Source organism: Streptomyces ortus, assembly GCF_026341275.1.
Classification (GTDB): domain Bacteria; phylum Actinomycetota; class Actinomycetes; order Streptomycetales; family Streptomycetaceae; genus Streptomyces; species Streptomyces ortus.
Genome location: NZ_JAIFZO010000002.1, coordinates 6841709 through 6867342, shown reverse-complemented (window position 1 = coordinate 6867342; position 25634 = coordinate 6841709). Strand labels below are relative to the sequence as shown.

Genomic DNA, 25634 nt, shown 5'->3' with positions numbered 1-25634 from the left:
GGCCACGTACCGACCTTTGCGAAGCCGCGCACAAGGTACGCGGCAATGATCGAATCTGTCACCTGGCCGGAGGATGTGCGGTGGCCCTGAACAACACGTACGACGCGAGGCTCTTGCAGCAGGAGACGGCCGTGGGAGCGGGCGTACAGCTGCTGCTGCTGACTGTGCTCGGCACGGCGATCGGCCTGGGCCCCGCAGGGTGGCTCACCGGGCTGACGTTCGGACTCGCGACCTGGGCGGTGCTCTCACGCGCCCTGCACCGCACGCGGCCCCGCTCCTTCGGAGCCGCCAACCGTGTGACGCTCGGCCGGGCGACCCTGGTCGGCGGGGTGACCGCCCTGGTCGCCGACTCCTTCCAGAGCCCGCCGCCGGTCACGGTCCTGGTGGCGCTCACCGCGATGGCCCTGATCCTCGACGCGGTCGACGGCAAGGTCGCCCGGCGCACCGGCTCCTCCACGGCGCTGGGGGCGCGCTTCGACATGGAGGTCGACGCGTTCCTCATCCTGGTGCTCAGCGTGTACGTCGCCACGACGGTGGGGCCGTGGGCCCTCGTCATCGGCGGTATGCGGTACGCGTTCGTGGCCGCCGCCAGGTTCCTGCCCTGGCTGAACAACGCGCTCCCGCCGAGCACCGCGCGCAAGACGGTGGCCGCGCTGCAGGGAGTCCTGCTGCTCCTCGCGGGCTCGGGAATCCTCCCGTACGCCCTGACGTTCGGGGTCGTCGCCCTGGCGCTGGCCCTGCTGACCTGGTCGTTCGGGCGGGACATCGGGTGGCTGTGGCACACGCGGAGTCCTGCCGGGGGCGACGTGGCGCCGACCGAGGTGGACCTCGTCCTGGAGCCGGCGGCGGTGGGTGCGCCCTAGGGTCTGTCTGACAATTCCCGTCGTCGCCCGTAGGGCGGCTGCGCGGCGTCAGGTGCGTGCTCTCGGTGTGCCGGGCGTAGAGCCTCGTACTGGACGTACTTGGCTCTGCGCCCGGTGCGGCGAGAGTGCGTGCATGGCGCCGCGCGGCAGACGGGAATTGTCAGACAGACCCTAAGGGCTGTCCCGTAACTCCCGTCGTCGCCCGTCGCGCGGCAGACGGGAATTGTCGGACAGACCCTGGCGCGGGTCCGCGGTGCCCGGTGTCGGCGTGCCGCCACCGACAGCCCCGTGAGGGGCGCGGGGAACTGCGCGCTCAGCCCCTGCTGACCCGCAGGCGGCGTAGGACGTCGGCTGCGGGTCGGTAAGGGCCAGGTCGCGCAGTTCCCCGCGCCCCTCAGGTGGTGGGGGTGGGCCGGCGCCGATCAGGGCGCCGCCCGGGGTGGGAATCCCTTACGCGATCTTGTCCAGCTCGGCGATCTCCTCGTCCGGGAGGATCAGGTCCGCCGCCGCGATGTTCTCGCGGAGGTGCGCCCGCGACGACGTACCCGGGATCAGGACGATCGACGGCGAGCGCTGCAGCAGCCAGGCGAGGGCCACCTGCTGGGGTGACGCCTCCAGTCGCGCGGCGACGTCCGTCAGGATCGACGACTGAAGCGGGCTGAAGCCGCCGAGCGGGAAGAACGGCGCGAACGCGATCCCCTCCGCCGCGCACCGCTCGACGAGCGCGTCGTCCTGGCGGTTGGCCAGGTTGTAGAGGTTCTGCACGGTGACGACCGGTGCGATGGCCTGCGCCTCGGTCAGTTGGGCGGCCGAGACCGAGCTGACGCCGAGGTGCCGGATCAGCCCCTGCTCGCGCAGCTCGGCGAGTGCGCCGAACTGGTCGCTCAGCGGCTCCTCGTCCGTGCCCTCGACGGACCCGACGCGCAGGTTCACCACGTCGAGGGCCGCCACGCCGAGGCGCTGGAGGTTCTCCCGGACCTGGGCCTTGAGCTGCTCGGGTTCCCGCGCGAAGATCCAGGCGCCGTCGTCGCCGCGGCGGGCGCCGACCTTGGTCACGATGCGCAGGTCGTCGGGGTAGGGGTACAGGGCCTCCTTGATGATCTCGTTGACCACGTAGGGCCCGTAGAAGTCACTGGTGTCGATGTGGGTGATGCCCCGCTCGACGGCCTCCCGCAGCACCGCGACGGCCTCGTCCCGGTCCCTGGGCGGCCCGAACGCGTTGGGGCCCGCCAGCTGCATGGCCCCGTACCCCATGCGGGTGAGGGTCAGGTCGTCGGCCAGGGTCAGGGTGGAGCCGGGGAGCGGTCCGGTCACGTCCGTCATGGTGATGCCTCTCGGTGTGTCTCTTTCTTCATGCCGTGCTTCTCGACTCTGCGCGCGGCCGGAGGCGGACGGCAGTACCCCGCTGTTCCTGGGAGTGACAGGGACAGTCACCCGCGCCGGGGCGGAACTACGGTGGAGTCATGAACGGCACGAACGTCCTCGGAGAGTTCCTGCGCGCCCGCCGGGCCCTGGTGCGGCCACAGGACGCCGGTATCCGCGGCGGTGGGCTGCGGCGCGTCCCGGGCCTGCGCCGCGAGGAGGTCGCGATGCTCTCCGGCATCAGCGCCGACTACTACTTGCGCCTGGAACAGGGCCGCGACCGCAATCCCTCGCTCCAGGTGCTCGAAGCCCTGGCCGACGTCCTCCAGCTGGACGCCGACGCCACCGCACACCTGATCGCTCTGGCCCAGGTCCGGCCCTCCCAGGCGCACAGGGCGGGTGCCGCCGCCGGTCGCGGGGCCGCACACCGGCCCCAGACCGTGCCGCCCGACATCCTCCAGCTCATGGAGGCCTGGCCGAACGTGCCCGCCTACGTCGAGAACAAGTTCACCGACGTGCTGGCCGCCAACGCGCTGGCCCAGGCCCTGTCCCCGAACCACGCTCCCGGCAGCAACATCATGCGGGCCGTCCTCCTCGACCCGAGCGAACGGGAGCTGCGCCGGGACTGGGACCAACTGACCGAGGCGGGGGTCGCCGCGCTGCGGGCCAATGTCGGGCCCGACGTCGACGATCCCCGCCTGGTGGAACTCGTGGGCGAGCTGTCCGTACGCAGTGAGCGCTTCCGGCAGCTGTGGGGCCGCCACGACGTGCACCCCAAGCAGTCACGTGTCCTGCGGCTGCGGCATCCGAAGGTCGGCGACTTCGAGCTGTACGCCAGCAAACTGGGCATCGTCGGGGCGGACGGTCTGGTCCTGAAGGTCTTCCAGGCCGCGCCGGGCAGCCGGGACGCCGAACTGCTCGCCATCCTGGGGAGCTTGACGGCGTCCGGCGAGGCGGACCGGGACCCGGCCGGCTCCGAGAGCCGCCGGGCCGTGGAGGACCAGTGACGTCAGGTGCGTCCGGGACCGGTCGCGTCCGGTGACGTCAGTTGCGTACGGCGGGGGCGACGGTCTCCTGGTTCGTACGCGCCAGGTCGAGCTCCACGCCCAGGTCCGCGTCCGGTCCCCGGTCGCCGGTGGCACGGGGCGCGCCGGCGATACGGCGTACGTGCCGGACCGGGACGAGCAGCGCGGCCAGTGCCGCGCCCAGGAGCAGCAGGGCCAGCAGGGTGAACCCGTGGGTGTAGCCGGAGGCCTCCGGCAGACCCGAGGACTGCAGGTGGCCGGTGACCAGGACGCTGGTGACCGCGGCGCCGATGGACCCCCCGATGGTGCGGATGTTGGCGTTCATCCCGGTCGCGGCGCCGGTCTGCTCGGCCGGGACGCTGCCCACGATCAGGTTGGCCATCGAGGCGAACGCGAGGCCGATGCCGAGGCCGAACACGCCTGACACGAAGGCCACCTGCCACTGCTCGTCGTGCCACAGGGCGAGGAATCCGCAGGCGACCGCACCGAGCGCGGCACCGGTCGTGAGCAGCTTCTTGGCGCCCACCACCGGCTCCAGCCGGCCGCTCAGGATGCCCGAGAAGAACATGGCGACCAGCATCGGCAGCATGAGCAGTCCGGACGCGGTCACGCTCGCGCCGAATCCGTATCCGGCGGAGCTGGGTGTCTGGACGAAGGCGGGCAGGAAGGACCAGATCGAGTACATGCCCGCGCCGAACAGCAGCGCGGCGGTGTTGGTGGTCCACACGGCGGGCAGTCGCATGACCTTCAGGTCGATGAGCGGCGAGCGGGAGCGTGCCTCGGCGAGCAGCCACAGGACGAAGAGGACGACCGCGGCGGCGAACAGGGCGATCACCCGGCCCGAGCCCCAGCCCCAGCGGGTCGCCTGGCTGAGCGGCAGCAGCAGTGCCACCAGCCACGCCGAGAGCAGGATCGCGCCGAGCCAGTTCACCCGGCCCTCGGCCCGCCCGGGCGACTCGGGCACGTAACGAACGGCGATGAGGACGGTCACCGCGACCACTCCGACGGGCAGCCAGAACAGCCACCGGTAGTCGAGCGCGCTCACGATGGGACCGGCCGCGACCATGCCGACACCGCCGCCCGCGGCGATCACGGCGGACAGGTTGCTGATGCTGGGGCTCACCCGGGACGCGGCGAACTCGTCACGGATGATGCCGAAGGACAGCGGGAACAGCGCGCCGCCTATGCCCTGGACTACCCGGGCGACGATCAGTACGCCGATGGTCGGGGCGAGCGCGGCGATCAGACAGCCGACCAGCACGGTCACCAGGACGGCGACGAGGGTGCGCTTCTTGCCGATGAGGTCGCCGACCCGGCCGAGGATCGGCGTGAAGACCGAGGCCGACAGCAGGTACGCCGTCATCACCCAGGTGGCGGTGGACTGCGAGGTGTGCAGTTCGTGCTGGACGGTCGGCAGGGCCGGCGCGATCAGCGACTGCAGCATGGAGAAGACGCCCGCACCGGTCGCGAGGACCGCGAAGGTGAGGCGGGTGGACTTGCGGGGCATGAAAAGCCTCTCCGAACTGGTTGCGGCCCGGGTCCCCTCGTCACGTTCCCGCCGTCCGCGCATGCCGGAGCGGCGCGGGACGCGGCGGTGGTCGTGGGACGGGCCCCTGTTCGAGCGCGGCCGGAAGCGGCAGCCGGGAGCAGGGAAGGTCGCGGAAGGTGTCAGGGAGTGTCTGGGATACGGGCGGTGCGCTCGGCGCGGGGCCCGGACGGAGACGGGGTGGCGTCGCGCCGACGGCGCGTGCGGCCGCACGTGTCCCCGGTGGACGCACCCCGCACTGCTAAAGTGGAGGTACCCCTCCACTGTAGCGGAGGCGGACCTCCGCTTCAACCTCGTCCCGCCGGGAGGCAGCACGTGAGCGCCCAGTCGTTCCCCGTCAGCGAGATCGTCGCGACCCGGCGACCCCACCGCAAGGACGCGGCGCGCAACTACGACGCGCTGCTCGCCGCCGCCCGCGAGGCCTTCGCGGAGCACGGCGCGGAAGCCTCCCTGGAGGACATCGCCCGTCGCGCGGGCGTCGGCATCGGCACGCTCTACCGCAACTTCCCCACCCGCAGACACCTCTTCGAGAGCCTGTACGCAGGCGAGGTCGAGTCGCTGTGCGAGGTCGCCCGCGAGGTCGCGGACCTGGAACCGTGGGAGGCGCTGACAACCTGGCTGGACCGGTTCGCCGGGTACATGGTGACCAAGCGGGCCGTGCTGGAGGCCCTGAACAACGAGTCGGCCATCTTCGTCACCTGCCGCGAGTCGATGTACGCGGCCGGCACCCCGCTGTTCGAGCGGGCCCAGCGTGCCGGCGAGGCCCGTACGGACATGACGTTCTCGGACCTGCTGCGCATGGTCGCGGGCATCACCGCGACGACCTACGACGACGACACCCAGCGCGACCGCGTCATGTCCATCGCCCTGGACGGCGTACGCGCCACCCGCTGAGGTGCCCCTCCGGGCCCCGCGGGCCCTCCTCCCTGCGGAGGATGCCTGCACGGAGGAGGCGGCCGGAAACCGTTCCTCCCCGGGCCAGAGGGCCGGCCCCGGTGAGCCGTCTACCGTGGTGGTCATGACCCTGATGGACTCGTTCGCCGGACGGCGCGTGCCCCCCGCCGTCACGGACGCGGGTCTGGCCCTGCTCTTCACCGCGGGGGCGTTCGTGCCGCTCGCGCCGCTGCCGTCCGCCGCGCCCCAGCTGCGCACCCCGGACGCCCTGTTCTTCGTACTCGCCCTGCTGTCCGCACTGCCGCTGGCCGTCCACCGGCGGTTCCCCCTGCCGGTGCTGCTGGTCATGACGGCGGCGGTGGCCGCGATCCAGGCACGGCACTACATCCCGCACCTGTCGGGTCCACAGGGCACCTCCATCGGGCCCTCCTACCTGGGCGTGGCCACGGCCGTCCTGCTGACCGCCCGGCGGGGCACGCCCAGGACGGCCACCCTGGTCGTGGCCGTCGTCATCCCGGCCGCGGCCGTCACCGAGGCGGTCCTCGCCCCGGACGGGCACCGCATCGCCACCCTGCTGGCGGATTCCGTGCTGCTGGTCGGCGCCTGGGCGCTCGGCCGGCTGACCCGGGCCCGCGCCGCCATCCGCGACCAGGCACTGGAGCGGGCCGCCGCGCTCGAACGCGCGCAGGAGGCCAACGCGCGCGCCGCCGTCATGGAGGAGCGGGCCCGCATCGCCCGGGAGCTGCACGACATCGTGGCGCACAACGTCAGCCTGATGGTCGTCCAGACGATCGCCGCCGACCGGATCCAGGACCGCGACGGCGACAAGGCCCACGAACTGCACGGCACGATCGAGGAGACGGGCCGGGCGACCGTCACCGAGCTGCGCAGACTCCTCGACGTGCTCCGTACGGAGGACGAGGCGGACGCCGATCCGAGCAAGGAGCCGCCCCAGCCCACCGTGGAGGCGCTGCCCGCGCTGGTGGACGCGGTGCGCGCGGCGGGCCTCACCGTGGACTTCACGACGACCGGGACACCCGCCGAGCTGCCGGCCGGCTCGCATCTGACCGTCTACCGGATCGTGCAGGAGGGCCTCACCAACACGCTCAAGCACGCCGGGCACACCCACGCCGAACTGACCGTCGCCTGGGAGCGCAGGCACCGGCGGCTCACCGTCCGGCTCTGCGACGACGGGCCCCGGCCGGGCGAGGGGGCGCCGCCGCGCCCGGCCGGCCTGCCCGACGGACCCGGTCACGGACTGCTCGGCATGCGGGAACGCATCGGTGCCGTGGGCGGTTCGCTGCACACCGGCCCGCGTCCGGGCGGCGGTTTCTGCGTGCACGCCGTCGTACCGCTGCCGGCACCGCCCCAGACGCAGACGCAGACGCAGACGCAGAGACAGTCACAGTCATCGGCACCGGACGATCCCTCTTACGACATCTCAGGGCACTACGAAGGGCATCCCCCGCATGCAGACCATCCGCGTCCTGCTGGTCGATGACCAGCCGATGATCCGGACGGGTTTCCGGCTCATCCTCGAAGCAGAACCGGACATCACGGTCGTCGGTGAGGCGGCGGACGGCGTCGCCGCCGTCGAGAGCGCCCGGTCCCTGTGCCCGGACATCGTCCTGATGGACATCCGGATGCCGAACATGGACGGCGTCGAGGCCACACGCCGTATCGCGGAGTCGGGCTCGCCGAGCCGCGTCGTCATCCTGACCACCTTCGACCTGGACGCGCACGTGGTGGACGCCCTGCGCGCGGGGGCCAGCGCCTTCCTCGTCAAGGACGGCCCGGCCGACTCGCTCGTCGGCGCCATCCGTACCGTGGCCGCCGGTGACGCCGTGCTCTCGCCCCGGGTCACCCACCGGCTGCTCGACCGTTTCGCCCATCTCGGCGCGCCCGCGTCCCCGGACGTGCCGTCCCGCCTCGGCGCGCTCACCAGCCGTGAACTCGACGTCCTGCGGGCCCTGACCCGTGGCCTGTCCAACGCGGAGATCGCGCTGGAACTGGGCGTGGGAGAGACGACGGTCAAGACGCACATCGCGCACATCCTGGAGAAGTACGGGCTCCGCGACCGGGTGCAGGCGGTCATCCTGGCGTACGACTGCGGGCTGGTGGTGCCGCGCAGCCCTCGGTGACCGTGGCCCCGGGGGAGGTACAGGCGGGACGTCCGCCGGGGAGCCCGGCTTCGGCCTCTCCCCGGCAGGTCGGCGCCGCATGGGGAAGGGAGTACGGTTACGTCACCGGGCGCACCTCGTATGCCGTCATCCGTTTCGGCGTCGCACTCGGAGAACGGCAATGGCCGACGCAGATCGAATCCGGCCGGAAATGAGCCGCACGATGCCTTCTGGCTCGTACCGTCCCGCCCTCTCCCGCAGCCCCTTCCGCACCCGGCGATAGCGACCCTCCCAGCTCTTCGGACGCCCCCGGGCCTCCGGGAGCCTCGTGCACGGTCCGACCAGACCCGAACACAGAGGACACGGGACACATGTACTCACAGGACGCGATCTCCGGCCACCGTCGAGGCCGCCCCGAACCCACCGCCGAGATGCTCTCCGGACTGGCCTGCCTCATGTGCGGCACCGACTACCGGAACGCACCCGACCCCGAGGCCGTGGTGGTCGCCCACCACGACGGCGGACAGATCCTCGCCTGCCACGGAACCTGCGCGCGCATGGCGTGCGGATCCGTCAACGGGCTCCGCGAGACGGCCCTCCCCCTGGACGAACGTGTCCGCAGGCACCGGGGAGACCGTTCCTGATCGGCCGGTCCGGCGTTGCACACCCTGAACGGACCGGCTCGACGACCGGGCCCGCACCACGATCGAACGAGCACGCCGATCGAACCAGCACCACGATCGAACCAGCACGACGACAACGAAATAGAAGGACGCGCATGAGTCTGTTGAGTCTCGGAGTACTCGCCTCCTCCCGCAAGGAGAACGAGTTCCGGCTGCCGTTGCATCCCGGTCACCTCGACCGGATCGCTCCCGACGTACGCGCGAAGATCTTCCTGGAGGAGGGGTACGGCGGCCGGTTCGGCGTCGGTGACGAAGCGCTGCGGCCACTGGTGGGCGGACTGCGCTCCCGTGACCAGCTCTTCGACGAGTGCGACGTGCTCCTGCTGCCCAAGCCGATGCACGAGGACGTGGCCCAGCTGCACCAGGGCCAGGTCCTGTGGGGCTGGCCGCACTGTGTGCAGGACGAGCGGATGACGCAGCTCGCCATCGACGGGCAGCTCAGCCTCATCGCCTGGGAGGCCATGAACCACTGGACCTCCACCGGCGCCTTCAGCGTCCATGTGTTCCACAAGAACAACGAACTGGCCGGCTACTGCTCGGTGCTGCACGCCCTGCAGCTCGGCGGGCTGACCGGCAGTTACGGCCGCCGGATGCGCGCGGTGGTCATCAGTTTCGGGGCCACCGCACGCGGTGCGGTCACGGGTCTGGGCGCAATGGGGATCTCCGACGTGACGGTGCTGACCCAGCGTGCCGCCGCCGCGGTCGCCTCGCCGATGCCGTCGGTCGTGATGGGACACTTCGCCGAGCGCGAGGACGATCCGTCCCGCCTGGAGGCACTCACCGGGCTCGGTCCCATGCCGCTCGCGGAGTATCTGGCGGAGTTCGACGTGATCGTCAACTGCATAAGGCAGGACACCGACGCGCCGCTCACGTTCGTCACCGACGAGGAACTCGCCCTGTTCAAGCCGGGGACCTTCTTCGTCGACGTCTCCTGCGACGAGGGCATGGGCTTCGAATGGGCCCGGCCGACCACGTTCGAGGACCCGATGCCCTCGGTGGGTTCCGGCTGCCACTACTACGGCGTGGACCACAGCCCGTCGCACCTGTGGAACTCGGCCACCTGGGAGATCAGCGAGGCGCTCCTGCCCTATCTGCGCAGGGTCCTGGGCGGCCCGGCGGCCTGGGACGGTGACGCCACGATCAAGAAGGCCATCGAGATCCGTGACGGTGTCGTCCTGAACTCGAAGATCCTCTCCTTCCAGCACCGGTCGGCCGCGTTCCCGCACGCCGTCGAGGTCCCGGCAGCCGCGCTTCCGCCGGCTCCGGTGCTTCCACCGGCCTCGAAGAACATGACGCCCAAGGACATGCCGTCGAAGGACAGGGTCACCTCTCCTGCGGGAGCGTCACCGGGCGGTCGTCCCGCAGCTCGGTGAAGAGGGTGCGCGCGCGGCGCTCGTCCCACTTGACGGCGCTGCCCTTCGACGTGGCGAACGCGGGGTCGGAGACGGGCACGTTGAGCTGTCGGCCGCCGCCCGCCGTGACACCCCGCATCGCGCGGAACAGCGTCACGAGGTCCCGCAGGCCCGTGTCCTTGTCGACCACCAGCGTGTCCAGGCCCGCGCTGAGGGTAGGGAAGGACCTGGCGGGGTTGAGGAGGGTGCCGGGGGTGGCCGCCTGCCGGGCGAGAGCGGTCAGGAACTTCTGCTGGTTGCGGGTACGGCCCAGGTCGCCCTGGGCCTCCTGCTTGCGCTGGCGGACGAACGCCAGTGCCTCGGAGCCGTCGAGGGTCTGGCAGCCCTTTCGCAGGTCGGCGCCCGAGTTGGGGTCCTTGACGTCCCGGTCCAGGCACATGTCCACGCCGCCCACCGCGTCCACCACGGAGACGAAGCCCGCGAAGCCGATCTCCGCGTAGTGGTCGACGTGCAGCCCGGTGTTGCTCTCCACGGCCCGTACGAGCAGGTCGGGGCCGCCGAGGGAGAAGGCGGCGTTGAGCTTGTCCGGCTCGGCGTCGTAGCTGCGGCCGGTCTCGGGTCGGACGTACGGCGGGACGGTCACCCAGGAGTCGCGGGGCAGGCTCACCATGGTGGTGCCGTGGGCGCCGGTGTGCAGCAGGATCATCGAGTCGGTGCGGCGGCCCTCGGCCGAGCCGGTGCGCAGATCCTTCCTGGCCCGCTCGGACAGGCCCGCCCGGCTGTCGGAGCCCACGATCAGGTAGTTGGTGCCCTTGCCGTCCGGCGCGCGGTCCGGGAGCGCGCCGAGATCGACCTCCTGGGCCAGCTCGGTGTCGGCCCACACATAGGTGCCCGCGGAGAACACGACCGGCGCGGCGAACAGCAGGACGGCCAGCCGGACGAGCCTGCGGCGCCGGGAGGGGCGGGGTTTAGGGGATCGGCCGCCGGTCGCGCTCCGACGGGGCCGGCCCCCGACGTGCGTACGGCCGTCATGGGTATGACCCTCAGGCGTACGGTCGTCATGCGTACGGTCGTCCCGCGTACGGCCCGGGGTGGCCGGTGAGGGCATGCCGGGCAGGGGTGCCGTGCGGGTCGAGGGCGGGGCGCCGCTCCCGCGCCCCGACCACGAACCGTGGCCGGTCCCGTGGTCGGTCCGGTCGTTCATCCGCCTGTCCAGTCCTTCGACACCTGGGGTCACCCCGTCACGGGGTCATCGCATGGGCACGCTCTTATACGGGGCGGGGTCGCCGATCTGTTCAGCGGCGGTGCCGGAACGCTTCATGATCTGCCACTTCAGCCGGCTGCCGAGCACCGCGGCGACCACGGACTGGATGACGACGAGATACATCAGCTGCCGGTAGACCACGAGTTGGAACGGCATCCACCACAGGGTCCGTACACGCTCCCCGTCGAGCCGCAACGCGTAACCGGCGCACAGCAGTTGGACGGACATGAAGGCGAACCACACCCCGGCCGAGGCGATCGGGTCGAGGAACAGCACGCCGTACAGGGCGAACACGTCGATGACCGGGGCGAGGAGCGGGAGGGCGACCTGGAAGACGGCGAGATAGGTGAGCCCGCGCCGGCCGAAGCGTCCGGCCACGCCCGTCTCCAGGACGGCCCCGCGGTGCTTCCACATGGCCTGGATCGTGCCGAAGCACCAGCGGTAGCGCTGACGCCACAACTGCCGCAGGGAGGTGGGCACTTCGGTCCAGGCGACGGCGGACTCCTCGTAGAGGACGCGCCAGCCGGCCCGCCACAGGGCCATCGTGAGGTCGGTGTCCTCGGCGAGGGTGTCGTCGCTGACTCCGCCGACCCCGGCCAGCGCGTCCCGGCGGAAGGCCCCGATGGCGCCGGGGACGGTGGTCATGCACTCCAGCACCTCGAACATCCGGCGGTCGAGGTTGAAGCCGAAGCAGTACTCCAGGTGCTGCCACTTGGCGAGCAGGCTCCGCCGGTTGCCGACCTTGGTGTTGCCGCTGACCGCGCCGACGGCCGGGTGCGCGAGCGGCTGGACGAGGTGGTGGACGGCGTCCGGTTCGAAGACGGTGTCGGCGTCCACCATGACGAGGATGTCGTGACCGGCGTACCGCAGGCCGGTGTTGAGCGCCGCGGCCTTGCCCGCGTTGGCCTTGCGGATCACCATCACCCGTGCGTCACCGACGCCCTCGGCGAGTTCCGCCGTACGGTCCGTGGAGCCGTCGTCGATGACGATGATCTGCAGCAGGGGGTAGTCGGAGGCGAGCAGTGAGCGGACGGTGGCCTCGATCCCGGCCTCCTCGTTGTAGGCGGGGACGAGCACGGTGACCGGTTCCGTCACCTCCCGCAGCCAGGGTGCGCCGGGGCGGGAGCGTTCCAGTCGGCGCACATGGGCGCGGGCGAAGTGCACGAGCAGAAGCAGCCGCAGCACACCGAGCGCCCCGGCGACACCGAGCGTCCAGGTCATCGCCCGGGAGAAGGCGCGCCCCAGCCAGGCGGCCCGGATCAGGGCCGTACCGCTCCAGCGCTCGACGTCCGACACCCGCTCGTACGGCGTCAGTTGGGCCCCCGCCGAGACGGTGGTGAAGCGGTCGGCCCCGGGGTCGCCGAGCAGCTTCTCGGTCTCCCGGTACGCGGTCGCCGTCTGGCTGAACTGGCGGACCGTGCCCTGTGCGGGCCTGCGGGACGCCTTGTCCGCGGCGACCAGTACATAGCCCTGGGCGGTGGCACGCCGGGCCGCCGTCCACTCACGGCCGCACAGGGTGTCGGGCGAGGTGGTCCGCGGCATCCGCAGCAGGTTGGTGCGCAGGCCGGCGGCGCCCGCCAACGCGCTCTGTGTCAGGTCGAGTTCGGCGGAGAAGCGGAAGGCGGAGGTCTCGCCGAGGACCGCTCCGGTGTAGGTGTTGGAGCCGATCTCGTGGCCCTCGGCGCGGATCCTCCGTACGAGGTCCGGATGGCGGGCCGCCTGAGATCCCAGGAGGAAGAAGGTGGCGCGAGCCCGGTGCTTCCTCAGCAGGTCGAGGAGGCGCGGGGTCCAGACGAGGTCGGGGCCGCCGTCGAAAGTGAGCGCGACGGTGCGGGCGGGCATCGAGGCGGTCTGTACGCCGTTGCGGTTGATGCCGATGACCGGGCCGCCGCGGGCGACGGCGTCGGGTGCGGGCGAGGTGCAGGCGGACCGGGTGTCGGCGGCGTCGACCTCGTGGTTGGTCCAGCCCTCGAAGAGGAGGGCGGCGAACATCGCGGGCAGGACGAGTATCAGCAGCAGCCAGTGCCCCCGTGGATCGCGGGACTGTTTGTGCCGGGCCCTCACCGGGCGCCGCCCCTCCCCCCGGCCGCTCCTCTGCCCTCCCCGGCGTCGGTGGCCGATGTGCTGGACGGGGTCCGCCGCCACGGGCTGGCGGGGCCGGAGTCACGCATGGGGCTACGCATGGGGCGCGAGTCTAGCCACAGCTCCGCGACCGCACGGGTCCGATGCCGAGGCTCCCAGGAAGGGCGCTCCCTGCCGGAAGGGGGGCCTCGCGGCGGCGAGGGGCGTCGGCGCCAGGCCGGGGGCCGGGGACCCGCCGCTCAGACCGGCAGCCGCGGCACGCTGTCGATCAGGCGTCTGGTGTAGGGGTGGGCCGGGTCGCCCAACACCTGGTCCGTGTCGCCCTGTTCGACGAGCCGGCCGCTCTCCAGTACCGCCGTGCGCTCACACAGGGAGGCCACGACCGACAGATCGTGGGAGACCATGACGAGGGTCAGCCGCCGTTCCTCCTTCAGTTCGGCCAGCAGGTCGACGACCTTGACGCGGGTGGTGACGTCGAGCGCGCTCACGGGTTCGTCGGCGAGCAGGACACGCGGGTCGCACACGATGGCGCGGGCGATCGCGATGCGCTGGCGCTGGCCGCCGGAGAACTCGTGCGGGTAGCGGGAGGCCGCGTCCGCCGGCAGTCCGACCCGCTCCAGCGCGGCGGCCACCTTCGGCGCGGCGGTCGTGCGGGAGTCGAGGCCCAGCGAGCGCAGCGGCTCCGCGACGATCGCGGCGACGCGGCGGCTGGGGTCGAGGGAGGAGTACGGGTCCTGGAACACGCACTGGACGCCCCGCCGGAAACGGCGCATCTGCCGCCGGTCGCGCGGCGCGAGCGGCTCTCCGTCGAAGCGGACGGTACCGGCGGTGGGCCGGGCGAGTCCCAGCAGGATCCGCAGCAGGGTGGTCTTGCCCGCCCCGGACTCCCCCACCAGGGCCAGCGACTGCCCCGGCTCGACGGCCAGGGACACATCCCGTACGACGTCGGTGGCGGCGCCCCGATACCGTACGGCCACGTCGGTGAGCTCCAGTACGGGTGTCTCCGGCGCCCCGTCCGTCGGCTTCGGGTCGGGGGTCATCGCGGGCTCCTCAGGTCCAGGGCGGACTCCAGTTTCCGGGCGCCGGCGACCAGCGCCCTCGTGTAGTCGGCCTGCGGCGCGGTGACGACGTCCAGGACGGGGCCCTCCTCGACGGCCCGCCCGTCCTTCAGCACCAGGACGCGGTCGGTCACCCTGGCGACCACGGCGAGGTCGTGGCTGACGAACAGCACGGCCATCTCCCGTTCGCGGACGAGGGTGTCGAGCAGTTCCAGCATCTCGGCCTGGACGGAGACGTCGAGCGCGGTGGTGGGTTCGTCGGCGATGAGCAACCCCGGTTCGCAGGCCAGCGCCATGGCGAGGGCGACGCGCTGGCGCTGGCCGCCGGAGATCTCGTGCGGGAAGGCGCGGGCGATGCGGTCGGGTTCGGGCAGCCGTACCCGTACCAGTGCCTCGGTGACGGCGGCGCGCAGGTCACGGCCCCTGAGGCCGGTCGTGCGGGCCAGGGGCTCGGCGATCTGGCGGCCCATCCGCATCAGCGGATCGAGGGCGGTCAGGGGCTCCTGGAAGACCACGGCCGCGTCCCGGCCGCGTACGGCGGTCAGGCGCTGCTCGGGGGCGCCGACGATCTGGGTGCCGGCCAGTTCGACGCTGCCGGTGGCGGTCATGCCGTCGGGGAGCAGGCCCAGCAGGGCGAGGGTGGTCAGGGACTTGCCGGAGCCGGACTCGCCGATCAGCCCGAGCCGTTCGCCGCCGCCGACGGTGAAGGACAGGTCGTCGACGAGGGTGCGGCCGTCGGCGGTGCGCACGGTCAGGCCGCGTACGTCCAGGAGCGGGCCCGGGAGTGCGCCGGGGACAGTGCCTGGGAGTTTCATGACCGCCTCCGCCTCATGGCCGGGTCGAGGGTGTCGCGCAGTCCGTCGGCGATGAGGTTGACGCCGACGACGAGCACGACCAGCAGGATGCCCGGGGCCAGCGCGCCCGCGGGTGCGGTGGTGAAGGTGGCCTGCGCCTCTTGGAGCATGCGGCCCCAGGAGGCGTTGGGCGGCGGGGCGCCGAGGCCGAGGTAGGACAGTCCGGCCTCGGCGAGCACGGCGAGGCCGAACTGGAGCGCCAGGTTGACCACGAGGGTGGGCCAGATGTTCGGCAGGACGTGCCCGGCGACCGTACGCGGCCAGGAGGTGCCCGAGGTCCGGGCGGCGGTGACGTAGTCCCGCGCCAGGACCCGCTTGACGAGGATCCGCACGAGCCGGGCGACCACCGCGCTCTGGGCCAGGCCGATCGCGAGGATCGCGGAGCCGAGGGTGGCCGAGCGGGCGGCGACCACGAGCATCGCGAGCAGCAGGGTCGGGAAGGCGATCAGGATGTCCAGGAACGCGGCGAGGGTGTCGTCGAGCCACCCTTGCGCGAACGCGGCGAGTACCCCGAGGGTGACCCCGACGAGTGCGGCGATCGCGACCGACCCGAGTCCCGCCTGGACGGCGATACGGGCGCCGGTCATCAGCTGGGTCAGCAGGTCGCGGCCCAGCTTGTCCGTACCGAGCAGGTGTCCGTCGCCGGGGCCCGCGAGCCGGCCGCCGGAGGTGTCGTCGGTGTCGAAGGGCAGCCAGACGAGCGAGACGAGGGCGAGCAGCGCGATCAGGGCCGTCAGCGAGCAGCCCGCGAGCAGCGTGACGGAACGGCGGCGGCGCGAGTGCGGCCTCGTCGACTCCGTGGGTTCCGTCTCCTTGAGCGGGGCGGCCGGCAGGGTCATCGGGCACCTCCGGAGAGCCGTCCGCGCAGGCGCGGATCGATGACGCGCTGGATCAGGTCGGCGGCGAAGCCGATCAGGAGCACGGCGAGGGTCGAGACGAACAGGACGCCCTGGACGACCGGGTAGTCGTGCTGGGCGATACCGGTGGCGAGCAGCGAGCCGAGGCCGGGCAGCGCGTACACCGACTCCACGACGACCGCGCCGAGCAGCGTCGAGGCGAGTTCGATCCCGAGGATGGAGATCACGGGGACGGAGGCGTTGCGCAGCCCGTGCCGCCACATGGCCTTCGGGAAGGACGCGCCGAGGGCCCGTGCGGTGCGCAGGTAGTCGCTGCCGAGGACGTCGAGGGTGGCGGAACGGACGTACCGGATCAGGGAGGCGCCCATCACGAGCGCGATGGTGACCACAGGGAGGACGAGCGAGCGGACGGCTTCGGCGGGTGCGGCCCAGCCGTCCTGCGGGAAGCCGCCGGAGGGCAGCCAGCCCGCGTTCAGTGCGAACACGGCGATGAGGATCATGCCGAGCCAGAACACCGGCACGGCGATGCCCAGCTGGGAGATCCCGCTGAGCACCGCCCCGTACCAGGTGCGGCGCTTGTACGCGGCCACGAAGCCGACCGGGACGGCGATGACGACGGCCAGGACGAACGCGGCCAGCGTCAGCGGGACGGTGACGTTCAGGCGGGCGGTGACCTCGGGGCCGACCGGCAGCGAGCTGACGAAGGACGTGCCGAGGTCGCCGCTCGTCAGCTGCCCGAGCCAGTGGGTGAACTGTTCGGGCAGCGGACGGTCGGAGCCGATGGAGTGGCGGGCCGCGGCGATCTGTTCCGGACTGGCGCCCACCGACGTGAGCGCGTTGGCCGGGTCGCCGGGGAGCAGGCGCAGCAGCACGAAGAGCACCACGCTCGCCAGGGCCAGCGACACCAGGAGGAACGCGAGGCGGCGCAGGAGGTAGCGCCCCATCAGCCCTTCTTCTTGATGTCGTAGGCGTAGAACTGCGAGTTCAGGCCGTTGAGCGGGTAGCCGGAGAGCTTGCTGCTCGCGACGACGATCTGCGGGTAGAGGTAGAGCCAGTCGCTGGCCGCGTCCTCGGCCGTCTTCTCGTTGACCTTCTTCAGCAGCTCGGTCTGCTCCTCGGTCGTGGAGGCCTCCTCGGCCTGCTCGACCCACCGGGTGACCTGCTTGTTGTCGTAACCCCAGTAGAAGTCGGGGTTGCCGTACCAGACCAGGTCGCGGTCGTTGACGTGCTCCTGGAGCGTGGCCGTGAAGTCGTGGTTCTTGTAGACCTTCGTGTACCACTCGTCCGGCGTGATCGTGTTGATTTTGACGGTGATGCCGACCTCGGCGAGCTGCGACTTGATGAAGGTCGCGGCCGTGGGGTGCGGGTCGTAGTTCGGCGTGTCGAGGGTGAAGGAGAACCCCTTGGCGTAGCCGGCCTCCGAGAGCAGCTTCTTGGCCTTGGTGACGTCGTAGGCGTTGACGTCGGTGAGGTCCTCGTACCAGGGGTCGGTGGGCGGCACCATCGAGCCGATCAGCTTGCCGTAGCCGCCCCAGACGGATTCGAGCAGCTTCTTGTCGTCGATGGCGGCGGAGACGGCCTGTCGGACCTTGACGTCCGTGAACGGCTTGGCCTTGTCGTTGAAGGCGAGGAGCAGCTTGGTGGTGGAGTCGCCGTCGTTGACCTTGTAGTTCTGGTTGCTCTTGAACTGCTCCAGGGCGTCGGGCGACTGCTCGCTGGTGACCACGTCGACGGCGTTGGTCAGCAGCGCGTTGTTCAGCGCGCTGGCGTCCTTGTAGTAGTGGAAGACGACCTTCTTGTTGGCGGCGGCGTCGCCCCAGTAGCCGGCGAAGCGGTCGAGGCTCAGCGCGGAGCCGCGGGTCCACTTGGCGAGCTTGTAGGGGCCGGTGCCGTCCTCGGTCGTCTTGAGGTCCTTGGCCTCGGAGTTGATGATCCAGACGTAGGAGAGGTTGTAGACGAAGGAGATCGACTTCTTCGACAGGGTGACCTTGACGGTCTTCGCGTCGGGGGTGGCGATGTCCTTGACGACTTCGAGGTTGCTCTTGCGGGCGGACTGCGAGTCGTCCGCGAGGACCTTCTCCAGGCTGTACTTGACGTCCGCGCTGGTCAGTTCCTTGCCGCTGTGGAACTTCACTCCGTCGCGCAGGGTGAAGGTGTAGGTCAGGCCGTCCTTGCTGACCTCGTGGTTCTGGGCGAGGAGCTTCTCGACCTTGCCGTCGTCGGTGAGCTTGAACAGTCCCTCGTAGACGTTGCCGTTCAGAGCCTCGGTGACGCCCTGGCCGCCGCCCGCGGTGTTGTCGAGGTTCTGCGGCTCGTAGAGGGAGCCGATGTTGACGGTGGCGTTCTTGTCCCAGGTGCCGGAGGAGGCGCCGCTGCCGCCGGAGCCGCCGCCGCAGGCGGTGAGGCCGAGGGCGAGGGTGGCGAGGGTGGCGGTGCCGTAGAGGGACGCTCTGGTCCTGCTGTTCTTGCTCATGGGTTCAGATGCCTTCGGTACGAGGAGCCGCGGGATGCTGCCGGGAACTGCCCGGTGCTCCGGGATTCGGTGTGGAGGGGCGATCAGTGATCGACCGGGAAGCCGTCGCGGAAGAGGGGAAGCTTCTCACCGGCCTCGACGGCCAGGTGGAAGCGGTTCTGTCGCGGCGGCATCGGACAGTTGTACTGATCGGAGAACCCGCAGGGCGGCACGAAGGCCCGGTTGAAGTCGAGGATCACCCGGTTGTCGTCCTCGGTACGCCGTACGAACAGGAAACGGCCGGCCCCGTAGGTGGTGTCCCCGTTCGTGGGATCGCCGAAGACGAGCAGCAGGGTGCCGTCGTCGTCGAAGGCGCTGAGCGTGTACGCGCGGCCGTCGACGGTGAGCGAGATGTCACCCGGAACGACCAGCTCACGGGTGCCGCCGTTGTCCCTCAGATGCTCGAAGGCGACGCGGCGGGCGCCGGGCACGGGGGTGTAGACCGCCTCCAGGACCCACGCCGGGTCGTACGGGAAGGCGGTGACGCCGCCGAAGTGGCGGATGGCGGGCGAGTCCGCGTCCCACAGGCGCAGGCCGTGCTCGGGTTCACCGGTGACGAGGTCGGTGCGCCGGAGCGTGGTGACCGTGACGCTGTCCGGCTGTCCCGCGCGGACGGCCTCGGCGTCGGGCTCCTCGCCGGCCGGCAGCCAGCGGGTCTCGACGAGGGCGAGGTTCCCGGTCGGCGAGGTGAGCGAGCGGTGGCGCTCGGCACGCCAGGCCTGCCACTCCTCCCCGGGGTCGACGGAGGCCGGGGAGGCGGGGGGCTGGGGCACGGCGGACTCATTCGACTAGGAGGGCGGCGGCGGTGCGGGTGCCGGTTCGCCGGTGGCGACGAACACGGATCATTAATAGATGCTCAAAGCATGTCCTTTATCGTTCATAAGGTCACCTAATGTCAAACATCCGTCTCGGAGGCCGAGACGACGAGTCTCACATCCGGACCGCGTCACGTGGAGCCGCCACCCCGGACGCCCCCTCGCACCCCTCGCACGCCTCCTTGATCGATGCCGTCTGAACGTTTTCTTCGTCCTGCCGGTGCGCGGCCCTAGCGTGTCCCCCGTGGCTCAACTCACGTGGTTCCGGGCCTGCTTACCGGCACGTAAAGGATGAAGGCGGCACGATGAAGCTGGTCGAACTTGTAGAGGCCGGCGACATCGCCGGCGTGGTCCGCGAGCTGGCCGCCCTGCCGCCGGAGCGGCGCGGGGCGTGCGCGGCCGGGCTGCGGGCCCACCGTGCGGCGACCTCCCGGCGGGCGAGCGCCCCGGAGGTGAAGGCCGCCCTGTCCGCCGCCGAACTGGGCTGCCGGGTCACTCCCGAGGCGGCGGCGTCCTGGCTCCTGGCGTACCGGTACTTCAAGGTGGGCACCTGGACGGTGGACGTCCTGGACCTGCACCCCGTGGCCTGGCGCGCCGAACTGGCCGCGCGGCTCGGCGAACGGGCGACGGCCTCGGACACGGTGTACACGCTCACCGAGCACCTCGTCCACGACACCGGCTGTCCACTGCCGGCCTCGCGCAGATTCATCCTGGCCTGGCTGTTCAACCGCGCCGCCAACCGGGAGCGGCCCGCACGGGTACTGGGCGGAGCACCGGGCGCGGACCTCCTGGAACGGCTTCGGGCGGACGCCTGCACCCCGACGCTCCTCCCCGTCGCCGTGCGGAGGCCGGGGCGTCTTGTCCTCGGACGGCCGGGGTGGCTGCTGGAGGTCCTGGTCGCCCTCACCGCCGAAGGTTTCGCCGACCGGGACGAGCTGGTCGACAATCTCTGTGCCGACCTGGCGGGCGATCCGCCGGGTGGGGCGGAGGCGGCGGCCGTACTGGAGACCTTGGCACTCACCCCGGCGGAACGGGCGCGGGTGGCTGCCGCGGGGGCGGCACCGGGCGCACGGTCCGCGCATTCCGCACCGGCCGTGCGGTCCGCACGGGTCGCGCAGTCCGCACGGGGCGCGCGGTCCGCACGGGTCGCACCGGACGCACCGGACGCACCGGACGCACCGGCCGAGTCAGGAGTGCTGGCGTCGGCTACCGCTCCGGGGCGCAAGCCGAAGCGGTAGCCGAAGCGGTAGCCGGGCGGTTCGGGCTGACGCACGCCGGAGGGAGCGGTAGCCGGGCGGCACGTTGGGCCGGGGTGAGTGTGGAAACCCGAACCGGCGCGGCGCACCGGATGGTGCGCGGCCGGACTCGCCGGTCGACCTGTCCGCCCACGCGAAGAAGGCGTTCGCCGGCTTCGGCGGCATGGGCGTCAACCGCCCCTTCGCCGGAACGCACGTACCGCTGGGGACGGGCCGCGAGGAGTGCGGTACGTGCAGGATCACGGGTGACTCAAGAGCGCGGGGGACCGGGCGACAAGGAGCCCAAGTGCCGCTCATTCAGGCGCCCTTGGCCACCGTCACCGTAACGGAGAGGTCGCCCGAGTTGTCGGCGACGCAGCCGCCGTCGGCGTCGTTGATGCGCAGTTCCAGCGTGCCTCCGGCCGCCGCCTCGAAGGTCCACTGCTTGCCCACGACGTGGCTCTCCTCGCCCTCCCCGCTCTCGGTGAAACGCCCCAGGAGCGCGCCGAAGGGAGCCGAGTCGTTGACCTTGCAGTCCGCCGCGGCGAAGTCGAGCGACTTGTCGGTCTCGGCGTCGTAGCCCTCGGGTCCCGTCGGTGGCATCTCGGGGTGGTCCACGGTCCACTGCCCCGAGGTGAAGCGGACGGTGACCGTGTCGCCGGACTGGATGAGCGTCTCGGTGGCCCGCTGCCAGCCGCCGGCGCCATGGATCACCGCCTCGTTGACCACGGGCGTCGCCGGCAGGGGCGTACCGGCGGGCAGGGAGATCCCGGCCTCCGTCCCCTGGTCCCTGCCGTCCGACGCGTCGGCCTGCGCGGCCCGTTCGAACGGCGGGACCCCGGCGAGGAAGAGGCCGAGTCCGGCCCCCGCGAAGACGAGGGCGACCGAGGAGACCACCAGCCCCAGGACCCGTCTGTCGCGCCGGTCCTCGTCCCTGCGCATCATCGCGGACGCGGTCGCTGCGTCGTACCGCGAAGTGCGCGACGTGGGTGTCGCCCGGTCCGTCCACGGGACGTGCTGACGGGTCCGGCTCTCCGCGTCCGCGAGGGAGGCGCCGGCCGGGATCGCGATCCGGACGGTGGCCGAGGGCAGCGACCTCGGGTCGGCCGCGAGGCCCTCGGCGGCGTGCCGCAGTGCGGTGGTCGCGTCGGGGATGGAGGGCCGCTCCTCGGGCGCCTTGCGCAGCAGCGCCTCGACGGCCGGGAGCAACGGGCCCAACTGCGCCGGGAGGTTGGGCTGTTCGTACGCGACCGCGTGCAGGGTGGCCGCGTGCGCGGGACGGCGGAAGGGCGACGCCCCGGTGGCGGCGGTGACGAGGGTCGCGGCCAGCGACCACAGGTCCGAAGCGGGACCGACCTCACCGCCGTTGACGCGTTCGGGCGCCATGTACTCGACGGAGCCCGCGAATTCGCCGGAGTTGGTGAATGCCTCGCCGTCGTCGAGGACGGCGATACCGAAGTCCGTCAGGACCGCGCTGCCGTCGCGGCGAAGCAGGACGTTGGCCGGTTTGACGTCCCGGTGCAGGGCTCCGGCGGCGTGCACGGCGTCGAGCGCGCCGAGCAGTTGCGCACCGAGCGCGGCGACCCGCGTCGGCTCCAACGGGCCGTTCTGGGCCAGGAGTTGGGCGAGGGAGGGGCCGTCGATGAGTTCCATGACGATCCACAGCCGGTCGTCGTACTCGACGAGGTCGTGGACGCCGACCACATGCGGGTGCGGCACCCTGGCCACCACCCGCGCCTCCCGCACAGCACGGCGCAGCCATACGCGGTGGTCCTCGTCGCCCTGGGTGAAGACGTGCAGTTCCTTGGCCGCGACATCGCGTGCGAGCAGTTGGTCGTGGGCCCGCCAGACGGTGCCCATGCCGCCCCTGCCGAGCTGGTCGATCAGCCGGTACCGACCCGCGATCAGGCGTCCGGCACTGCGTGCCGTGTGCGCCGCACCCTGCTGCTCATCACTGCCGGACAACACGCCCGCCTCACGCCCCTCCCGACGGCTTCCTCGCCACCGGCCCCATGCATCACTCGAACACCGGCGAGCATAGCGGTGGGAACTGACGTCGCGACGACAGCCGAGCGAAGTGGACCGGAGGCCGTCCGGCCCGAAGCCGGACCGGGTGCCGCGGCCGGTGGTGGGGTCGGTGGCGGGGTCGGGTGTACGGGACAGTTTCCGGGACAACGCTCCTCTCGGTGTGGGACGTGCGGTAGCGGAAGATGATGTTCCTGGTGGGGTGATCCCTCGCCGGGAACATTCCGTCCGCACACGACCGAAGGGACTGAAGACATGCTGGTGGACCTCATCGAGACCCCCGAGCTGGCTCCGCAGACGTACCTCGACGACGAGTCGCCGCTGGTGGCCGTCGACGCGCCGGAGGAGCGGGCCTGGCTCCCGTCGTACCAGGCGGTTCGCGCCGCCTGACGTACGTCGTCCGTCGTATGTCGTTCGTCGTATGTCGTACGACATACGACATACGACGCGTTCGGTCGGCACCGGATCCGTGGCGGGTTCGGTGCCGGTCGTCCCAGGTTCCACGTCCGTCATCTCGCCCGCGCCCCCGAAGGACGGTCCGTCGTTGTCCCCCTCGCTCCCCGCCGCCCAGCCGGCCTCACCCTCCACCGACCGGGTGGCGCAGGCCGACACCCTGCTCTGTGCCGACCGGCAGTTCGGCGACTCCCCCGCCATCGGCGAGCGCAACCTCGCCCGCTTCCGGCTGGGCCTCACCATGCTGGCGCGGCACGACGGCGGGGCCGCGGACGTGCTGCGGGAGACGGCCGCCGCATCCGACGAACGTCTGCGCCCGCTGCTGTACGACCCCGTGCTGCGCAACTGCTTCGAGGTCGACCTCGCCCTGCTGGACAGCGGCCGGTTCGAACGCAGCTCCTTCGCTACGTATGTACGCGGTCACCTGACCACCGGTCCGGCGGCGGACGCGCCGGTCACGGACGAGGCACCCTCCCCAGGTCCCTCCGCAGCCCTCATGAGTCCCTCCGAGGCCCTCATGCGTCCGCATCGGCCCGCCTGGCCCGGTCTCGGGGACGCCTGGCCCGGTCTCGGGGACGCCTGGCCCGGTCTCGGGGACGCCTGGGTGCTGGCCGAACCCGCACCACAGGAGGACGCGCAGAAACTGCTGGCCGAGCGCCTGATGGAGCTGTACCGGGACGCGCTCGGCGACGGCCGGACCACGGGCCCCGTCGATCCGACGGACGCGACCCTCGTCGGCCTGCGGGACGGCGCGGAACTCCTCGCCACCCTGCTGCCCGCCGCCGGAGCCGGTGTCCTCGGGCACGTCAGCGTGGTCGGCTTCACCAGCAGGGAGAGCGAGGAAGGTCCCCTGCAGTCCATGTCGGGCGGCGACCCGCTCCCCTCGACCGTGCTGCTCGCGCCCGAACGCTGCACGTCTCCGTGGCTCGCGGCCGAGAGCCTGCTGCACGAGGGCGCCCACCTCAAGCTCTTCGACGCGCTCCGGACGGGTTCCCTGGTCAGGAACGCCACCGAGCAGGTCCCCATCCCGTGGCGGATCCGCCCCTGGACGGTCATCCGGGTGTTCGTCGCCCTGCACTTCTACGTGCATCTGCTGGTCTTCCGGGCCGCGGCCGACACGGCGGATGAGGCGGTCCGGGAGAGGTTCGGCCCGCCCCCGCCAGCCGAGGACCTCGACGAGCCGAGCCCGGGTACCCCCGCCGCCCTGAACGGCGAGTACCGCACCAGTGCGGCACGGGCCCGCCATCTCGCCGAGTGCGTACTGTCGCTGCCGGACGAGGCGCTCACCGAGCACGGTCACCGGTTCGCCCGCTGGCTCCTCACCGCCCTGCGGCTGGTGGACGGGAGCGCGCCGCGGCCTCGTGAGCGGGATGAGGCGACGACTCGGCCCACCGGTCCGGGGTCTTCTCAGCAGGGTGGCTCCACAGGCGGTGCCCTGCAACGCGTCACTCCGGTGGACGCGTGCGCCCTGCCCGCTCTCGGGCAACTCGTCGTCAGCCCCGCACGGTCGGCCCGGATGCACTGGCTGAACGCCCGCTCGTGGACCGTCTACTCACTGTGTGACGGACGTGACCCGGCCTCGCTGCACACGGCCTACGCGCGGGCCGCGGGTCTCACCGCCGGCTCGGAGGAGGTCGGCCGGCAGGTCGGCGAGAGCCTGCGCCTGCTCGTGGCCTCCGGCCTGGTCACACAGGACGGGTGACACCTACGCGCCCGCCGAGCCCGTGTCCGGGTAGGCGGTTTCCAGGCCGGTCAGCCGGGCGGAGACGATGGCCTCAAGACGGTTCGACACGTTGATCTTCGGCAGTATGGCGGAGACGTAGTTGCGTACGGTCTTCTCCGCTATGAACAGCTCCTGGGCTATCCGGCGGTTCCCGTAGCCGAGGGAGACCAGGCGCAGCACTTCCCGTTCCCGGTTCGTCAGGGCCGGGAACGGGAGGGTCTCGTCGGCCTCCGCGAGGCGTTTCAGCAGAGCGGACAGCTCGCTGCCGGACCGGGGCCCCAGCGTCACGTACCCGCGTCGCACGGCTCGCACGGTACGCAGCAGGTCCGCCGTGTCCGTGTTCTTGAGCAGGTAGCCGGTGGCCCCCGCCATGAGCGCTGTCAGCAGCAGCTTGTCGTCGTCGTGGTCCGGGGAAACCATGGCGACCAGCCGCGGACGCGGGCCCTGGCGGCGCAGCTGCTGGAGCAGTCCGATTCCGGCGTGGGCCGGCAGGTCGAGGTCGACGAGGACCACGTCGGGCTTCTCCTCCCGGACCGCCTGGACGCCGGCGTGCGGATCGTGGGTCCCCGCGACAACGCCGATCCCGCCGTCCTCGAGCGCGGACCGCAGGCCGCTCAGAACCAGCGGAATGCTCTCTATCAACACCACGGACAACACCACGGACGTATCGGCGTCGTGGACCTCTTCGGCCATTCTCGTTCATCCTCACACCCGGGCTGGCGTGAGGCGTTACAGAGCGCTACCTCACGCCGTCATGATCAGCGTCCGATTGCAGGGTAGAACTCCTGTGGCGCGGCGGACCGTTGCGCCGCGACGGCAGCTCCGAGCACTCCGGGAAATCGCCCGGTCCGGCGGGCGGGCCGTGGTGGCGATATGCGAAAAGGGCCACGACTCTTAGGTCGTAGCCCTCA

Annotated in this window: 22 protein-coding genes; 10 read left to right on the top strand and 12 right to left on the bottom strand. The window is 71.6% G+C overall.

All coding sequences use genetic code 11. The features are described 5' to 3' along the window. The first annotated feature begins 80 nt into the window (after positions 1-80). Positions 81-863: a CDP-alcohol phosphatidyltransferase family protein gene (locus K3769_RS33250; protein WP_267029952.1), complete on the top strand. Its 783-nt coding sequence runs from the start codon at positions 81-83 to the stop codon at positions 861-863. Between the two features lie 450 nt (positions 864-1313). Here K3769_RS33250 and K3769_RS33245 read toward each other — a convergent pair whose 3' ends face one another. Beyond that, complete coding sequence (locus K3769_RS33245; RefSeq protein ID WP_267029951.1) at positions 1314-2186, bottom strand: oxidoreductase; 873 nt, start codon at positions 2184-2186, stop codon at positions 1314-1316. A 140-nt stretch (positions 2187-2326) separates the two neighbouring features. On the opposite strand from K3769_RS33245, the gene K3769_RS33240 reads away from it, so the two are divergent. Further along, positions 2327-3232 (top strand): helix-turn-helix domain-containing protein, encoded by a 906-nt coding sequence (locus K3769_RS33240; RefSeq protein ID WP_267029950.1) that lies wholly within the window; start codon positions 2327-2329, stop codon positions 3230-3232. Positions 3233-3269: 37 nt separating this feature from the next. Here the strand turns inward: K3769_RS33240 and K3769_RS33235 are convergent, their stop codons facing one another. Continuing rightward, a complete protein-coding gene (locus K3769_RS33235; protein ID WP_267029949.1) occupies positions 3270-4757 on the bottom strand; it encodes an MFS transporter in 1488 nt (495 codons plus the stop codon). Positions 4758-5111: 354 nt separating this feature from the next. Here K3769_RS33235 and K3769_RS33230 point away from each other — a divergent pair, with 354 nt between their 5' ends. The 5 genes from K3769_RS33230 (at position 5112) to K3769_RS33210 (ending at position 9866) form a co-directional block, all read left to right on the top strand. Next, positions 5112-5690 carry a TetR/AcrR family transcriptional regulator gene (locus K3769_RS33230; protein WP_267029948.1) on the top strand — a complete coding sequence of 193 codons (579 nt, stop codon included), beginning with the start codon at positions 5112-5114 and terminating at the stop codon, positions 5688-5690. Positions 5691-5814: 124 nt separating this feature from the next. After that, positions 5815-7191 (top strand): sensor histidine kinase, encoded by a 1377-nt coding sequence (locus K3769_RS33225; RefSeq protein ID WP_267029947.1) that lies wholly within the window; start codon positions 5815-5817, stop codon positions 7189-7191. After that, entirely contained in the window at positions 7160-7831 is a 672-nt protein-coding gene (locus tag K3769_RS33220; RefSeq protein ID WP_267029946.1) for a response regulator, read from the top strand. The genes K3769_RS33225 and K3769_RS33220 overlap by 32 nt, the downstream gene beginning before the upstream one ends. A gap of 350 nt (positions 7832-8181) precedes the next feature. Continuing rightward, positions 8182-8454 carry a hypothetical protein gene (locus K3769_RS33215; RefSeq protein ID WP_267029945.1) on the top strand — a complete coding sequence of 91 codons (273 nt, stop codon included), beginning with the start codon at positions 8182-8184 and terminating at the stop codon, positions 8452-8454. A 134-nt stretch (positions 8455-8588) separates the two neighbouring features. Beyond that, entirely contained in the window at positions 8589-9866 is a 1278-nt protein-coding gene (locus K3769_RS33210) for a N(5)-(carboxyethyl)ornithine synthase (RefSeq protein ID WP_267029944.1), read from the top strand. Here K3769_RS33210 and K3769_RS33205 read toward each other — a convergent pair. From K3769_RS33205 to K3769_RS33170, 8 genes are all read right to left on the bottom strand, one after another. Next, positions 9817-11049 carry an LCP family protein gene (locus K3769_RS33205; RefSeq protein ID WP_267029943.1) on the bottom strand — a complete coding sequence of 411 codons (1233 nt, stop codon included), beginning with the start codon at positions 11047-11049 and terminating at the stop codon, positions 9817-9819. The genes K3769_RS33210 and K3769_RS33205 overlap by 50 nt on opposite strands. Before the next feature lie 45 nt (positions 11050-11094). Continuing rightward, positions 11095-13173, bottom strand: a complete 2079-nt coding sequence (locus K3769_RS33200; RefSeq protein WP_372515093.1) for a bifunctional polysaccharide deacetylase/glycosyltransferase family 2 protein — start codon at positions 13171-13173, stop codon at positions 11095-11097. Between the two features lie 257 nt (positions 13174-13430). Beyond that, positions 13431-14231 (bottom strand): ABC transporter ATP-binding protein, encoded by an 801-nt coding sequence (locus K3769_RS33195; RefSeq protein ID WP_267029942.1) that lies wholly within the window; start codon positions 14229-14231, stop codon positions 13431-13433. After that, positions 14228-15064, bottom strand: a complete 837-nt coding sequence (locus tag K3769_RS33190) for an ATP-binding cassette domain-containing protein (protein ID WP_267029941.1) — start codon at positions 15062-15064, stop codon at positions 14228-14230. Before K3769_RS33190 ends, K3769_RS33195 begins: the two co-directional genes overlap by 4 nt. Next, positions 15061-15942 (bottom strand): ABC transporter permease, encoded by an 882-nt coding sequence (locus tag K3769_RS33185; protein ID WP_267029940.1) that lies wholly within the window; start codon positions 15940-15942, stop codon positions 15061-15063. Before K3769_RS33185 ends, K3769_RS33190 begins: the two co-directional genes overlap by 4 nt. Then, positions 15939-16904: an ABC transporter permease gene (locus K3769_RS33180; RefSeq protein ID WP_267029939.1), complete on the bottom strand. Its 966-nt coding sequence runs from the start codon at positions 16902-16904 to the stop codon at positions 15939-15941. Before K3769_RS33180 ends, K3769_RS33185 begins: the two co-directional genes overlap by 4 nt. Next, complete coding sequence (locus tag K3769_RS33175; protein WP_267029938.1) at positions 16904-18433, bottom strand: ABC transporter substrate-binding protein; 1530 nt, start codon at positions 18431-18433, stop codon at positions 16904-16906. Before K3769_RS33175 ends, K3769_RS33180 begins: the two co-directional genes overlap by 1 nt. Positions 18434-18516: 83 nt before the next feature. Then, positions 18517-19245 carry a DUF1684 domain-containing protein gene (locus K3769_RS33170; RefSeq protein ID WP_267029937.1) on the bottom strand — a complete coding sequence of 243 codons (729 nt, stop codon included), beginning with the start codon at positions 19243-19245 and terminating at the stop codon, positions 18517-18519. A gap of 347 nt (positions 19246-19592) precedes the next feature. Here K3769_RS33170 and K3769_RS33165 point away from each other — a divergent pair, with 347 nt between their 5' ends. After that, a complete protein-coding gene (locus K3769_RS33165) occupies positions 19593-20525 on the top strand; it encodes a hypothetical protein (protein WP_267029936.1) in 933 nt (310 codons plus the stop codon). 315 nt (positions 20526-20840) lie between these two features. Here the strand turns inward: K3769_RS33165 and K3769_RS33160 are convergent, their stop codons facing one another. Next, positions 20841-22487, bottom strand: a complete 1647-nt coding sequence (locus K3769_RS33160; RefSeq protein ID WP_267029935.1) for a serine/threonine-protein kinase — start codon at positions 22485-22487, stop codon at positions 20841-20843. Between the two features lie 315 nt (positions 22488-22802). Between K3769_RS33160 and K3769_RS33155 the strand changes: the two genes are divergently transcribed. Both K3769_RS33155 and K3769_RS33150 read left to right on the top strand, forming a co-directional pair. Beyond that, entirely contained in the window at positions 22803-22937 is a 135-nt protein-coding gene (locus K3769_RS33155; protein ID WP_263973071.1) for a hypothetical protein, read from the top strand. 154 nt (positions 22938-23091) lie between these two features. After that, positions 23092-24702, top strand: coding sequence for an aKG-HExxH-type peptide beta-hydroxylase (locus K3769_RS33150; protein ID WP_267029934.1), 1611 nt, complete (start codon positions 23092-23094; stop codon positions 24700-24702). A 3-nt stretch (positions 24703-24705) separates the two neighbouring features. On the opposite strand, the gene K3769_RS33145 is transcribed toward K3769_RS33150, so the two are convergent. Beyond that, on the bottom strand, positions 24706-25416 hold the full coding sequence (locus K3769_RS33145) for a response regulator (protein ID WP_267029933.1): 711 nt from the start codon (positions 25414-25416) through the stop codon (positions 24706-24708). Between the last annotated feature and the right edge of the window lie 218 nt (positions 25417-25634).